The sequence below is a fragment of the Endozoicomonas sp. genome, from assembly GCF_965196975.1.
Taxonomy (GTDB): Bacteria; Pseudomonadota; Gammaproteobacteria; order Pseudomonadales; family Endozoicomonadaceae; genus Endozoicomonas.
The window spans coordinates 4,972,501-4,987,423 of the sequence record NZ_OZ239981.1 but is presented as its reverse complement, the minus strand read 5'-3'; the positions used below and the strand labels follow the sequence as shown (position 1 = coordinate 4,987,423).

Here is a 14,923-nt window from a genome sequence, read left to right as displayed (position 1 = left end):
ATGAAATTTACGGGTTTAACTGATAAGTCGATAACGGATAATAACATCCATGACTCCAAATACTCGATGCAATTTCTTGAACTCCTTACCAGCAAGCAAGTTAACAAGATCATTCATCAGATTGATGCGCTCTCCAGTCACTGGGAACAACGCAACATGGACCTCCCATTCTTTACACTGGGGGCAGCCAGCTACCTCGACAGTTCCAGAGTGAGTAACAAGCGATATTACAATAAGCTTGAGCGCTTGAACCCTATTCTTTGGGCTAACTTTGAGTGGCTTTATGACTTAGTACTGGGTGGTTTGAAGCAAATCACGGGTAAGGAGTGTCAGCTTGCTGATGGTCAGGCCTTGCCTGGCTTTCATATCTTTCTGGCTCACCAGCAGTTTCTTGAACCAGTTGCCAGCATGCATATCGATCTTCAGCACCAGACGCTGCTATGGCCGGAGGGTCAACAAATCGATCTGAAACAAAATACACTCTCATTCACACTGGCCTTGGCGTTACCAGAAAGCGGAGCAGGGCTGAATACCTGGCCTGAGAGCCATAAAGACCTCATGGCCATGCCTTTCTGGTCCACATTACTGGGCTCTGCTGAAATCCAGAGTAAATGCAGATATATTGAGTATCAGCCAGGTCAGATGGTCATTCATTCAGGTCAGCTATTACACCAGATAGCACCATTAAGAGAGTACAACCCTCTTGATCGTCGTATTACGCTTCAAGGTCATGCCGTACTCTGTGATAAAAATACCTATTTAATCTATTGGTAAGAGTCAAACGTCACTCTTTAACGGACTCTTCCGGCAAACGCACATCAAAAGGCATGCCTTTATGAAGGATAATCTGACTGAAATAGAGATTAATCGCCTGAGACGTCGTCAATCCAAGCTGACGTAGAATCTCTTCTGCTTCTTGTTTTAGTGCTTCATCGATTCTTGCACGAACCGTAGTTTCTTTTGCCACAACGACGACCTCACTTAATATTATTTTAAAATACGCCTATATATTAAAATAATATATAGGCGTATTTTAAAGAACGACCTTCCAGCAACCCCTCGCCCCACAAAAGACCAGAGCTTTTCACCATAAATAAAGCTGCACCCGCACATTAATCTGCCGATTGACTGGTATCAAACGACAAAATATAACAATGTATAGAAAACTGTCATGACCTTCATGAAAGTCGGTTGTCTTAGTTGGCAGCAGTAATTTTGCAAACGCATTAGAGAGTAAAACAGGACGTTTTACGCAGTCACTAACAGGGACCCCCGGAGATAGAAGCGTTTTATTATGTTTAACAATCTATTTCATAGCTTTATCGGCTTTTCGCTTGCCACATCCCTTCTGCTACCACAGCCTAGTCTGGCAAATGACTCCAGTCGACAGCAAATGCTCTTCACCCATGTAGAAAAAGCACTCAAGAAAGGAAACTTTCAGCTTTATCAAAAATACAGAACAGAGCTGAATGACTACCCTCTGACCCCTTATCTGGAATATCTCAGTCTGTCTGGCAACTTAAAAAATCTGGACCAGAGAGACATTGATCGATTTACGACAAAATATCCGGAACTTCCCCAGGCAGACCAGCTTCAGTACCAGTGGCTCCGTTACCTGGCCAGCAACAAGAACTGGAACGCTTACCTTAACGCCTACCAACAGGATGATGGTGGTCGCTTACAGTGCCTGAAAGGGATTGCTCTACAAAAACTGGGGCATACCGAGCGAGCTTGGCAGGAAGCAAAAACGCTATGGTTACAAGGCAAGTCTCAGAACAAAGCTTGTGACCCCCTCTTTATGAGTTGGAAAACAGCCGGAGGCTTAACCCAAAGCCTGATAGTCTCACGCTTTTGGATGGCAGCTGAGCAAAATAACATTTCTCTGGCACGTTATCTGGATAAATCCATTAAAGATTCTGCCTATAAAGCATCGACCAGGCATTTCTGGGAGATCCATAAAAACCCCAAACAACTGAATTCGGTCCACTTTAATGGCCAGTTGGAGCACCAGCGGGTCATTATGATTCACGGCATCAAGAAACTGATATCCAGAGACCTGAATCTTGCTGTCAGTACCTGGTTACAAATGCGGAAGAACCACCCTTTCTCTCTGGAGCAGCGTTCAGCCGTCGACCAGCGGATTGCGATGAAAGCGGCAAAAAACTTTGTCGGAAATGCTGAAGAGATCATATCCAGTATCGATCCTGACTTTGATTATCACAAAGTTACTGAATGGCGCATCAGGCTGGCGCTCTCCGAACAGGACTGGGAAAAAGTACTGACTCTGATTGAGCGCCTTCCTACGACCATACAGAATCAGAGTCGCTGGCGTTACTGGGGAGAAGTGGCCCTTCTCAAGTACCAGGAGGAAAGCCACCTTTCGCTCGGTATTCCATTTGCAAAAAAGCCCACACTGTTGAAAACCCCAACCCTCCGGGCGCTTAGTCAGGAGCGAAACTTTTATGCCTTTCTGGTGGCAGACCTTAAAGGACAACCCTTTCAGCTCAACCACCAGCAGAAAGCCATCCGCCAGCAGGATCTGCAGAAGCTCAAACAATATTATCCCGGCTTCAAGCGTATTCGTGAATGGATTCATCATAAGCGCTTTTATAACGCACAACTTGAGCTCAACAGGATTACACCAAGCCTGAGCGATCCCCAGAAGAAGTTAATTCCCTATCTGGCCCAGCAATGGGAATGGCATCATCAAGCCATTATGGCAGCGGCTCGTGCAACCCTCTGGGACGACCTTGATCTTCGCTTCCCGGCACCAGAGGCCGAACTTTTCAGTGAACATGCAGAAAAACGTGAACTGGATTATCCATGGGTTCTGGCCATTGCCCGTCAGGAAAGTGCCTTCCACCCCAGAGCACGCTCTCACTCCGGAGCCATGGGTTTAATGCAGCTGATGCCAGCCACGGCCAAACAGGCAGCCAAACAGGCTGGAATACCGTACCGCAAGAAGTCAGAACTCTATAAGCCAGAAATCAATATTGCGCTGGGAACAACGCATCTGGCATGGCTATCCAAACGGTTCGAAGACAGCCGGATTATGGCCACCGCGGCCTACAATGCCGGAAGTACCCCGGTAAAACGCTGGCTGAAACAGAGAGGCCATTTACCTCTGGATATCTGGATTGAAACTATCCCCTACGATGAAACACGCAAGTATGTCCAGAATGTCATGGCGTTCCGTGTTATCTACAGCCTGTTGGAAAACCAGCCTGCACGTATGTTCTCACCACAGGAAGTAGCCTCTCTGAGTCTTAATCAGCAGGAACCCCCAGTAATTGCACAGAGTGACCAGCGAAAACCATGATAGAATCCTTCGGTTTATCGCTCAGGACAAATCATCAGGTTCTGATAAACTGATGGGTTCGAATTCTTATTACTTGGAGAACAACGTTTATGGACAGGCGTCATAAAACCCATGCTGTTCAGGTTGGACACGTCACCATTGGCGGTGATGCTCCCGTAGTAGTTCAGTCAATGACAGACACTGATACTGCTGATGTCCAGAGAACCATTGATCAGATTCGCCTGCTGGCGGATGCAGGCTCTGAAATCGTTCGTGTAACGGTGAATACTGAGGAAGCAGCGGCCGCTATTCCTGCAATTTATGAAGGTCTCGCCAAGCACAACTGTAATGTACCTATCGTTGGGGACTTCCATTACAACGGCCACCTGTTGCTGACGAAATATGATGAAACAGCAAGACTGCTGCATAAATACCGGATTAACCCAGGCAATGTTGGCTTCGGCAATAAAAAGGATGACCGTTTTAATGCAATGATTGACGTTGCCATTAAATACGATAAACCGGTTCGCATCGGTGTTAACTGGGGTAGCCTCGACAAAGAACTCTCTACCCAGCTGATGGATGAAAATGCCAAATCCGCAAATCCGAGACCTTCCCAGGAAATACTCCATGAAGCACTGGTACTGTCTTCTCTGACCAGCGCAGATGCTGCGGTAGAGCGAGGCCTGGCAGCCAACAAGATCATCATCTCCTGCAAGGTTTCCCGGGTACAGGACCTGATCAGCGTCTATCAAATGCTCGCAGATCGCTGTGAATACGCCCTTCACCTTGGTCTGACCGAAGCAGGTATGGGCAGCAAGGGTATCGTGGCATCCAGTGTCGCTATGGGTATTCTTCTACAGCAGGGTATTGGTAATACTATCCGGACTTCCCTGACGCCAGAGCCCGGTGCCTCCCGAGATAAGGAAGTCATTGTTTCCCAACAGATCCTGCAGGCTCTCGATGTTCGCAGCTTTGCTCCTGAAGTCACTGCCTGTCCTGGCTGTGGTCGTACCACCAGCACATTCTTCAGGGTTCTGACCGATGAAGTGGATGGCTTCCTGCGCAGTAAAATGGTGAACTGGCGTCACCAGTATGTAGGCGTGGAGAATATGAAAGTTGCCGTGATGGGCTGTATCGTTAACGGTCCAGGTGAAAGCAAGCATGCCAATATTGGTATCAGTCTGCCCGGCACGGGTGAGGCACCTTCTGCGCCGGTATTTGTTGATGGCGAGAAGTTCACCACATTAAAAGGTGAGAACATCGCTGAAGACTATAAAAAGCTGATCGAAGAGTATGTTCAAAAAACGTATGCTCCTCGGGAAAAGCTGATCGCCAGCCATTGAGTAAATCAAAGCCGCTCATAAGTAGCGGCTTCATTATCACTATTATCTGCATAGCTTAATTTTCCAACCCGTAGAAAATTATTGGTGAAAGATGGATAGCTCCCAGCTTGGTAATGATCATTTAGTGCGTGAAATCATTGATCTGACCTCGCAGTTAGTGGGTATACCTGCCCAGACGGATATTGATTCAGAAAAGGCAATTGCTGAATTTACCCACAAGTGGCTCACCACTCATGGCCTTCCTTCACAAATCATCAGTCCCGAACAACACCCTTCAATACTGTGTGTTGTAAAAAAAGGGAATGGGCCAGTACTCTGGCTGGAAAGCCCCTTGGATACGGTACCTGCAGGTGATCCAGCCAATTGGCAAACAGCGTCTCCCTTTAAAACTGAAATAGTTGATGGTCGAATGATTGGTCGGGGCGTCGCTGATGCCAGACTGGCCATTGCGATGTTTTCGATTCTCGCCAGAGAAATATCTCAGGACAGTGCCTTCAAGGGAACGCTCGTTCTCGCATTTGATGCCGATGAACAGTCAGGCCGATTTACCGGCATTCAGCAAATCATCCAAAAAGCACCTAGACCTGATGGTATTATCCTCGGTTATCAGGGCGCTGGCGAAATATCCATTGGAGCCCGTGGCATCCTAAGGCTCTGGGTACATATTCAGGGAAAATCAGCACATCCTGGCTCCCGCAGCCGTAAAGGGGTGAATGCCATTAATCGGATGGCACAGGTGTTATCCGCACTGAGTGAAACCTCCCTTACCAGCCATACCGAACCCTACTTCCCATTTGGCAGTCAGCTTCAGCCTACTCTGATCAACGGCGGGGATGCACTCAACAAAGTGCCTGACCAATGCTCAGCCTTTATTGATATCCGGCTTCTACCATCCATGGAGAAAACTCAAGTTCTTAATCAAATAGCAGCGATTATTGATGATATTCATGACGGTCATTATGAACTGGAAGAAGTTCAACATTACCGAGGATTTCTAACCCGTCCTGACTCCAGACTGGTTCAGATCGTACAGGAGGAAGCAGAGCAGGCTTGCGGCAAACAGCTCCCACTGGTAGCCAGCGGCCCCACCAGCGTGGGCTGTGTTCTGGCCGATCAAGCTCCCGTGATTAACTGTTTTGGGGTTGAGTCAGGCAATGTTCATGCAGACAATGAGTGGATGCTGCCAGCCGACATTCCTGCCGTTTACCAGACGTGGTATCAAACGGTTATCCGATTCTGCTCTGTATAACTGACCCGATACACCATTTTTCCCCCTGCAAAATTGACAAAGTAGACAACCCATCTAATTTCAAAGCTGGCAGGGCTTTTGTTTCTCCAGCCAATGCACATTCAGCTCCATGAAATAAGAAAAACACAGGTTGTTCTATGAATTTAACACTTCGCCTGAGAGTGGTGACCACTCTCAGTGCGACCCTCGAGTTTTATGACTTTACCCTGCTGATTTTTCTGGCAAGTACCATTTCACTGAACTTTTTCCCGGCTGCATCCGGCATAGGAAATATCATGCCGGTGTTAATGATCTTTTTTGCCGGTTATCTCGCCCGATTTATCGGTGGGCTTATCTATAGCCATGGTGGTGATAAGCATGGACGCAAACCTTATTACATGAATTCAATGATTCTTATGTCATTGAGTACCTTGGGCATTGCTCTGATTCCCGGACACGACACCATTGGCAACATGGCTCCGTTACTGCTGCTTTTCTTCCGGCTTCTTCAGGGTGCTTCTCTCGGTGGAGAAGTGCCCGGTTCCGTTGTCTATGCATCTGAGTACTCAAGGGAAAATAAACGAGGACTGGTAACCGGGCTGATTGTCAGTGGCCTGACTTTCGGGAATATACTGGCCAGTGGTGCAGTCTGGTTCATTCATGCCTGGTTTGGGGAGCAAGCGGTTAACGAGTGGGCATGGCGCATTCCTTTTGCCTTGGGGTCAGTCATTGGATTAATCAGCCTCTGGCTCCGACATTCTCTGGCGGAAACGCCAGTCTTTGAATCCTTTGATCATTCCAGACGTGAAACCATTCCTGTTATATCCCTGATGAAAGGCTACAGGAGTCAATTACTGAGGGGGGTCAGCCTTGCTGCAGCACCAGCAGTCACAATATCTGTGCTTTTTTTCATGCCCAGATTTCAACAGGAGTACCTTCATCAACCTCCCTCCCGGTTTATGGGAAGCTTTGTATTCTTCACCATATTAGCCTCTCTGAGTTTCATTTTTGCAGTATTGTCTGACCGTATTGGCAGACTCCCCCTGATCCGATATGGCTCCATCATGATCATTGCCACAGTACCCGCTTCAATCTTCTTTTTACTGCACGGTATTCTCAATCCAGTGATCGCTATGCTTCCCCTGCTGATCGCGCAGGGCATGATCAATGGGGTCTATGAAGCTTCTATGGTTGAGCTATTTCCTACCGGGGCCCGCTATAGCGGGGTGGCATTCTGCCATAACCTGGCATTCTGCATTTTTGGAGGAGCCACTCCCATGTTGCTGGAGTGGCTATGCAACCATGGTTGGTTATTATCACCAGGGTTGTGGCCAGCGCTGGTCAGCTTTGTTCTGATGATTCTTTCACTTCAGTGGAAAGATCGTTATCAGGACAAACTTACAGAAATCTAAGGATTAATGGTTAAGGTGTACTTGGTTTCACCCGGCAAGAATGGGCTTGCTTTTCCTTCTACCCAGTCCATATAACCGGCTGTAAAGAAAGGAGAGAGAGGATGACCACTCTGACCGCCCGACATATGAAAGATTGCTTCATCTTCACGCCCGGGAGAAACCACCATCCGTTCAGACACACCTTGATCTGAACGCTGAGCCTTGGGCATCCAGATATCTCCTGAGAGAGGAACGGCGGGCATGTCCAGTAGTTTGCCAAAGACAGGAATAGCACCACTCAATGGATGACGAATGTCAGCCATGTTTCGCTGCCCCCAGGTGGCACTGGACAGCTGATCTACACCGCCCAGATCATTCACTACTTGATCCACGGTTTCGACCAGAAGCTCATCCCAGCTCTCATACTGTGGACTCAGCCAGTTCATTGGCCGCTCTTCCAGAAGACGCCAAACCATCTCACTTTCATGGTTCAACTTCTGCATAAAGCCATCTTCAACATCATCTCTGGCCTCTGGAGAAAGCGAGAGAAAATAGCGTCCCAGTGAAGACATCATCTTCAGTTTAAGGGCATCTTTGTACTCACGAACCAGACGGTAACCCACGTCATCAGCCGTCGCCTTACCAGACCAGTTTTTCACAAAATGATGAAATTGCTGGCGGGAAGGGCTGCCGTCTATCACCTCTTCTGTGAGTGTATTCAGAATCAAACGGCGCCAGTTATCCATATAAATAGCGCGATGATCCAGAGCGACGTCCAGCAAGGCCAGTTCATCCGCTCTTTCCAGTGCCATTAACGCATCACGGATCTGTATCTGACGAGGTCCAAGCGCATACCCCCCATTCCCCATTTTGTCGTAATCATCTCCACTCACAATACGCGCATTGGCAGTCCAGACCCTTTGGTTAACAGGATTATAAACACGGGGATAATCAACACCAGAAAGCCAACCATCCCAGTTTTTATCAGCTTGTTGCCAAGGTAATGGGTAAGTGGAATCAATACCTGACCGGTTTGGAATCTGTCCAGCAACGGTCCAGCCAATATTTCCTTCCTGATCACCCACCGTAAAGTTCTGTGGTGGAATTCCACTGCGATTGGCAATGGCCATTCCCTGCTCAGCATTACGGGCAGCTTCCAGATAAACCAGATTAACATTGGTCGCTTCCGGTCGGTGTGCAGTCCAACGCAGAGCATATTGGGTATTGTCGTAGGCCGAATCAACAACTGGCCCCCAGTGAGTTCCTGAATACTCAACGCTGACCGGTTCCTGACCTTTGATATTGATAATTTCAGTCCAGCGTTCAAGAGGTCTTGGGCCGTCAGTGGTCATGTACTGGCCATCCGAAATATCCAACTCCACCAGATCCACCCAGTCACCACCAGTGTTGGTAAAGCCCCAGGCTATGTGAGTGTTGCTGCCAACCACAATAAATGGCGTGCCCGGTAACGTGACCCCGGTAATACTGACCATATCCTTTGGTTGATCAGGGTGTGGATAACTCAAAGACGCTCGATACCAGATAGTGGGCACACGATGGCTTAAATGCATATCATCCTGAATGATGGCCCCGCCATGATCCGTTAACTCCCCGGATACGGCCCAGTTGTTACTTCCGATAAGGCTGTCTTCCAGAGTTGTTCCACCCAGATTGGCATAGAGTTCAACACCTTTACTGCGCAGATCAACCAGCTCTACCCCGGGGGTTGGAACATCAGGTAATTCGCCAGGCTGCATCGGTGAGTCCCAACGGGTTTTCAGAGGAGAAAGAAAATCAATAACCGCAGGTACCGTCACACGTCTGAGAAAGCCTTTCAGGTTATCCAGTTTGACTTCATCATCATTAAGATCCATGTACATACTGAAGATCGACAGATAGGAATCCTCATTTTTCCAGGGCTGAGGTTCTACACCGAGCAACAGGTATTCAAAAGGTTTCCGTCCTAGATCTTCCAGCCCCTGATTGACACCATTCGTATAGGCATTCAAAAGAGCCTGATGCTCAGAGGTCATAATCTCAACCGCCTGCTGAGCAACCTTGCGAAAACGATGTTTTCTCTGGCGTTTATCATGATCCAGCGCCAGCTCACCCACCAGTTCAGACAGTTCACCCGCAGAGTTTCGCCGATTCAAATCCATCTGAAAAAATCGCTCCTGGGCATGAAGATACCCGGTAGCAAAGGCAACATCCTTACGGTCACTGCCAGAGATCAAGGGAACACCCAGAACATCCCGTTCAATCGTAACCGAATTATTCAATGAGGGAGCCTTCACTTCACCTTCCAGAACGGGAAGGCTCTGACGAAGAAGGACAAAAACTGTAAGAATGATAAGCAGGGATATTGATACAAGGAGAAAAAAGCCTCTCCTTAACCAGATCAGCATTGATACTACTCCATTGTTCTTATTATATGAGGCTGGAAAAATAACACAGTTTTACAAAGCTGCCCATTGAATCGTAAAACCAGTACTGGAAAGACTCTAGGCATATGCACTCATCTCTCATTTTCAGTCCTCATCAAAATAGCATCATACTCTTGCAAAAATTATCACTTTGTCCAACGTTGTAAATCCCGATAGAATACTGCCCATTTTAAATGACGCTAACACACTAATCACTAAGTGTTGCGCCTGAGTTCCCTCACCTCAGCTAAAAAGGACTTGCCATGCAAACCAGCAATCGCGGCCTGAACATTCTGCTTTTATTATCGATATTTCATATCGTTACCATTACTGCCAGTAACTACCTGGTACAAATACCGTTTCAATTTTTTGGCATGCATACCACGTGGGGGGCATTCACCTTCCCGTTTATTTTCTTGGCTACTGACCTGACCGTAAGGATCTATGGATCCCAGCAGGCCAGGAAAATTATCTTCTCCGCCATGTTCCCGGCCCTACTGATCTCCTATCTCGTATCAGTACTTTTCGTCGATGGAACCTTTCAGGGGTTAGAAAGCCTCTCCAGCTTTAATGTCTTTGTTGCCAGAATTGCGGTTGCCAGCTTTGCGGCATACCTGATTGGTCAAATAATGGATATCACCGTTTTCAACCGTTTACGTCAAAATGCAATGTGGTGGGTAGCACCAGCCTGTTCAACCATTGCTGGTAACCTGATTGATACCCTGAGCTTCTTCAGCCTTGCCTTTGCAGGCTCATCAGACCCATTCATGGCAGCACACTGGATGGAAATCGCCTTCGTGGACTATGGCTACAAAATGATAATCAGCATGCTGTTCTTCTTGCCTATGTATGGTGTATTACTGAACTTCCTGGTGAACAAGTTGAATGTACCCATTCAAATGAGTTCTCAACAAGCGGCATAAAACCTCTGCATAAAAAAGCCCCGTTAAACGGGGCTTTTTTATCTGTTCACTATGAAATACGTCCGATCTTCAGCAGTAGCCACTTCAAAACACTCTCCACTGACCTGATACAACTCCTCAGAGAAGTTACTGTTCAGCTCGATAAAACCATCCCGGCAATAGCCCGTCATCGCAATCTTATTATCGAGCATGGTATAGATCAGATGATCAATATCATTCCACGGTGCCTTCCAGCCCTTTCCCTCCAATTGATATGCATTGGTGAGCTCCGGCGATGGATAAACGGTATAGTCGAATAACTTTGTACCATCATCTGTAATACGGGTTATGAACGTTGCTGACTCTTCTGAAGAGCCACCGCCAAAACTGGCACAGCCCCCCAATAAAGTAGCCAATGCAATCAACGCAAAGCATTTCTGTATTACCATTTCATCCATCCCTTGACTGTCCAGTCTGTTATTCTTAATTCTGGATATACTGACTTATGTATTACTTCAGTGGGCTAGTCTTTGGAGCAATATAACCATCCGTTCTCTCCAAAGCATCCCAAAACAATGACACAATCGTCTCAAATTGTAATTCCCATTTTCTCAGCCCCCTCCATAAATCGTATGCAGGATAGGCTGATTAGCTGAAACTAATTAATCAATGAGTATCTCAGTATTAGCAACCCGCCTGACCCAAGGCACCGACCTGAAAATAGCAGTACAGGAACTTGTTAATAAGCACCGAGTTTCCGCAGGCTCATTGGTTTCCTGTGTTGGCTGTTTGTCCAAAATAAATCTGCGCCTTGCAGGTGCTGAAACGACGTTAGTTACTGAGGGCTCTTTTGAAATCGTCTCTATCATGGGAACGCTGACACCAAGTCATCAGCATATCCACATTGCTGTGGCTGATAGAAAAGGGCATGTTATGGGTGGACACCTGTTAGAAGGAAATATCGTTGATAGCACCGCAGAGGTGATTATTCACAGTTATCCACAGCTGAACTTCTCAAGGACTTTTGATTCATCCACAGGCTACACCGAACTGGTCATTGATAAGTGCTAGTTTTTGATCAGACGTATCATCTGAAGGCTTTCAAACATTTTCTTTTTATCGTTTTCGGACAAGTGGGTTGTATTAACCGTCCTGACAAAGTCTTTCTGCATTTTATTATCAAATGTCCCCCCATCCTTAAGGTATTCACTGATTTGTATCACGATCTGATCACCGAGCTCCAAAAGCTTGGGTCTGACCTCAGATGCCAGGTCACGGTACTTTTTATTTTCAGGACTGGCAGACAACCACTCCGCCATATATCGGTACTGAATAGCCTTGGCCGCATCCATCTGAGCCTGAAAGAAATCAGCGATGGAATCTGGTTGTAAACCTGCCTGCTGAGCATCAACCAATGCCTTCTCAAGCACCTGTTGCTCTCTGATCAGATCTTCAACAGCACTATGATTCCTGGCCTTAAATAAGGCCACATCCTGCATATAAGTAAGCCGCTGGTTGATTAACTCAAAGATTCCATTCGACATTGTATCTGCAACCGTCAAGGTAGAGAGTGTCAAACAGAGCAATCCAGTTACAACAAGCTTCATGGTTTCCTCAATAATTCTCTGAGCTTAGAACCAGTTTCATTCCATTGATTCCGCCGTGACACCCTGATTATATTTTGTCCAACAACTATTAGAGTATCTGCCAGAATCACCAGCACTGAAGAAAAGCTAAGCCTGTCTTGAAAATGCCAAAAAATAAAAATAGTTCAGTACCGGTAATTACAAGTTGAAAGAGTTTAGCAGCTACAGGAACAGTGAATGGATTTTCTGATTAGAGGAAGAGCCAAGAGAGCCAAGCAGAAAGGCACCTGCTGAAAGTGTATTTAGCTAACCTGTCTGAAGTGGATTTATTTTTTACCACCCACAGCAAAAACCCCGACAGATTGCTCTATCGGGGTTCTCTAATTGGTGCCTGGCGATGACCTACTCTCACATGGGGATGCCCCACACTACCATCGGCGATCGGTCATTTCACTGCTGAGTTCGGGATGGGATCAGGTGGTTCTAACCTTCTATGGTCGCCAGGCTTAACTGGTTGAACTCAAAGCCTCAGGCTCTCAGTTCTGGAATCCGGTAATTAAGCTGATTCTTGCTTCACACTCTTGCGTATGGCTCTGCATGTCTGCAGATCGCTTTGGCGTTATATGGTCAAGCCGCACGAGTCATTAGTATTGGTTAGCTCAACGCCTCACAGCGCTTACACACCCAACCTATCAACGTCATAGTCTTTAACGGCTCTTCAGGGGTATCTAGTACCCAGGGAAGTCTCATCTTGAAGGGGGCTTCCCGCTTAGATGCTTTCAGCGGTTATCCCGTCCGAACATAGCTACCGGGCAATGCGTCTGGCGACACAACCCGAACACCAGTGGTCCGTCTACTCCGGTCCTCTCGTACTAGGAGCAGCTCTTCTCAAACTTCCAACGTCCACGGCAGATAGGGACCGAACTGTCTCACGACGTTCTAAACCCAGCTCGCGTACCACTTTAAATGGCGAACAGCCATACCCTTGGGACCGGCTTCAGCCCCAGGATGTGATGAGCCGACATCGAGGTGCCAAACACCGCCGTCGATGTGAACTCTTGGGCGGTATCAGCCTGTTATCCCCGGAGTACCTTTTATCCGTTGAGCGATGGCCCTTCCATTCAGAACCACCGGATCACTATGACCTACTTTCGTACCTGCTCGAGATGTACCTCTCGCAGTCAAGCTGGCTTGTGCCATTACACTAACCGTACGATGTCCGACCGTACTTAGCCAACCTTCGTGCTCCTCCGTTACTCTTTGGGAGGAGACCGCCCCAGTCAAACTACCCACCACACAATGTCCCCGATCCCGTTTCAGGACCTGGGTTAGAACCTCAATATTGCCAGGGTGGTATTTCAAGGATGGCTCCACGCAAACTGGCGTTCACGCTTCAAAGCCTCCCACCTATCCTACACAAGCAACATCAAGATCCACTGTGAAGCTGTAGTAAAGGTTCACGGGGTCTTTCCGTCTAGCCGCGGATACGCTGCATCTTAACAGCGATTTCAATTTCACTGAGTCTCGGGTGGAGACAGCGTGGCCATCGTTACGCCATTCGTGCAGGTCGGAACTTACCCGACAAGGAATTTCGCTACCTTAGGACCGTTATAGTTACGGCCGCCGTTTACCGGGGCTTCGATCAAGAGCTTCTCCGAAGATAACCCCATCAATTAACCTTCCGGCACCGGGCAGGCGTCACACCGTATACGTCCACTTTCGTGTTTGCACAGTGCTGTGTTTTTAATAAACAGTCGCAGCCACCTGGTATCTTCGACCAGCCTCAGCTTACGGAGCAAGTCCGATCACCAAAGCCGGCGCACCTTCTCCCGAAGTTACGGTGCCATTTTGCCTAGTTCCTTCACCCGAGTTCTCTCAAGCGCCTTGGTATTCTCTACCTGACCACCTGTGTCGGTTTGGGGTACGGTCCCTTCTGACCTGAAGCTTAGAAGTTTTTCCTGGAAGCATGGCATCAATCACTTCGGCTCCGTAGAGCCTCGTCATCAATTCTCGGCCTTGAGGATCCGGATTTGCCTGGATCCCCAGCCTACGATCTTAAACGCAGACAACCAACGCTGCGCTGACCTAGCCTTCTCCGTCACTCCATCGCAGTCAAAAGGGGTACAGGAATATTGACCTGTTTCCCATCGATTACGTCTTTCGACCTCACCTTAGGGGCCGACTCACCCTGCGCCGATTAACGTTGCGCAGGAACCCTTGGTCTTCCGGCGGGGGAGCTTCTCACTCCCCTTGTCGTTACTCATGTCAGCATTCGCACTTCTGATACCTCCAGCATACCTCCCGATACACCTTCAACGGCTTACAGAACGCTCCTCTACCGCACTTAACAAAGTTAAGTACCCGTAGCTTCGGTGAACAGTTTGAGCCCCGTTAAATCTTCCGCGCGAGCCGACTCGACCAGTGAGCTATTACGCTTTCTTTAAAGGGTGGCTGCTTCTAAGCCAACCTCCTGGCTGTCTGGGCCTTCTCACATCGTTTCCCACTTAACTGTTACTTTGGGACCTTAGCTGACGGTCTGGGTTGTTTCCCTTTCCACGACGGACGTTAGCACCCGCCGTGTGTCTCCCGTGATTGAACTCATCGGTATTCGGAGTTTGCATGGGGTTGGTAAGTCGGGATGACCCCCTAGCCCAAACAGTGCTCTACCCCCGATGGTTAGACACGAGGCGCTACCTAAATAGCTTTCGAGGAGAACCAGCTATCTCCGGGCTTGATTAGCCTTTCACTC

Annotated in this window: 11 protein-coding genes and 2 rRNA genes (1 of these 13 cut by a window edge); 7 read left to right on the top strand and 6 right to left on the bottom strand. The window is 47.9% G+C overall.

Features of this window, described 5'->3' with window-relative positions:
* A complete protein-coding gene (locus ACOCLE_RS22380; RefSeq protein WP_419534310.1) occupies window positions 1-774 on the top strand; it encodes a hypothetical protein in 774 nt (257 codons plus the stop codon).
* A gap of 10 nt (window positions 775-784) precedes the next feature.
* On the opposite strand, the gene ACOCLE_RS22375 is transcribed toward ACOCLE_RS22380, so the two are convergent.
* Window positions 785-967, bottom strand: a complete 183-nt coding sequence (locus tag ACOCLE_RS22375; protein WP_419534309.1) for a type II toxin-antitoxin system RelB/DinJ family antitoxin — start codon at window positions 965-967, stop codon at window positions 785-787.
* Window positions 968-1,393: 426 nt separating this feature from the next.
* On the opposite strand from ACOCLE_RS22375, the gene ACOCLE_RS22370 reads away from it, so the two are divergent.
* The 4 genes from ACOCLE_RS22370 to ACOCLE_RS22355 all read left to right on the top strand — a co-directional run bounded on the left by ACOCLE_RS22370 (window position 1,394) and on the right by ACOCLE_RS22355 (window position 7,284).
* Window positions 1,394-3,319 (top strand): transglycosylase SLT domain-containing protein, encoded by a 1,926-nt coding sequence (locus ACOCLE_RS22370; RefSeq protein ID WP_419534308.1) that lies wholly within the window; start codon window positions 1,394-1,396, stop codon window positions 3,317-3,319.
* Between the two features lie 89 nt (window positions 3,320-3,408).
* Window positions 3,409-4,644 carry a flavodoxin-dependent (E)-4-hydroxy-3-methylbut-2-enyl-diphosphate synthase gene (gene ispG / locus ACOCLE_RS22365; protein WP_419534307.1) on the top strand — a complete coding sequence of 412 codons (1,236 nt, stop codon included), beginning with the start codon at window positions 3,409-3,411 and terminating at the stop codon, window positions 4,642-4,644.
* A 91-nt stretch (window positions 4,645-4,735) separates the two neighbouring features.
* Entirely contained in the window at window positions 4,736-5,893 is a 1,158-nt protein-coding gene (locus ACOCLE_RS22360) for a M20 family metallopeptidase (protein WP_419534306.1), read from the top strand.
* Between the two features lie 137 nt (window positions 5,894-6,030).
* Window positions 6,031-7,284, top strand: coding sequence for an MFS transporter (locus tag ACOCLE_RS22355; protein WP_419534305.1), 1,254 nt, complete (start codon window positions 6,031-6,033; stop codon window positions 7,282-7,284).
* Here the strand turns inward: ACOCLE_RS22355 and ACOCLE_RS22350 are convergent.
* A complete protein-coding gene (locus tag ACOCLE_RS22350; protein WP_419534304.1) occupies window positions 7,281-9,542 on the bottom strand; it encodes a penicillin acylase family protein in 2,262 nt (753 codons plus the stop codon). The genes ACOCLE_RS22355 and ACOCLE_RS22350 overlap by 4 nt on opposite strands.
* 407 nt (window positions 9,543-9,949) lie before the next feature.
* On the opposite strand from ACOCLE_RS22350, the gene ACOCLE_RS22345 reads away from it, so the two are divergent.
* On the top strand, window positions 9,950-10,609 hold the full coding sequence (locus ACOCLE_RS22345; RefSeq protein ID WP_419534303.1) for a 7-cyano-7-deazaguanine/7-aminomethyl-7-deazaguanine transporter: 660 nt from the start codon (window positions 9,950-9,952) through the stop codon (window positions 10,607-10,609).
* A 38-nt stretch (window positions 10,610-10,647) separates the two neighbouring features.
* On the opposite strand, the gene ACOCLE_RS22340 is transcribed toward ACOCLE_RS22345, so the two are convergent.
* A complete protein-coding gene (locus tag ACOCLE_RS22340; RefSeq protein WP_419534302.1) occupies window positions 10,648-11,046 on the bottom strand; it encodes a hypothetical protein in 399 nt (132 codons plus the stop codon).
* 211 nt (window positions 11,047-11,257) lie between these two features.
* Between ACOCLE_RS22340 and ACOCLE_RS22335 the strand changes: the two genes are divergently transcribed.
* Window positions 11,258-11,659 (top strand): PPC domain-containing DNA-binding protein, encoded by a 402-nt coding sequence (locus ACOCLE_RS22335; protein ID WP_419534301.1) that lies wholly within the window; start codon window positions 11,258-11,260, stop codon window positions 11,657-11,659.
* Here the strand turns inward: ACOCLE_RS22335 and ACOCLE_RS22330 are convergent.
* The 3 genes from ACOCLE_RS22330 to ACOCLE_RS22320 form a co-directional block, all read right to left on the bottom strand.
* Entirely contained in the window at window positions 11,656-12,195 is a 540-nt protein-coding gene (locus tag ACOCLE_RS22330; protein WP_419534300.1) for a chorismate mutase, read from the bottom strand. The genes ACOCLE_RS22335 and ACOCLE_RS22330 overlap by 4 nt on opposite strands.
* 368 nt (window positions 12,196-12,563) lie before the next feature.
* Window positions 12,564-12,679, bottom strand: a 5S ribosomal RNA gene (gene rrf / locus ACOCLE_RS22325).
* A 118-nt stretch (window positions 12,680-12,797) separates the two neighbouring features.
* Window positions 12,798-14,923, bottom strand: a 23S ribosomal RNA gene (locus ACOCLE_RS22320) (it continues 765 nt past the right edge of the window).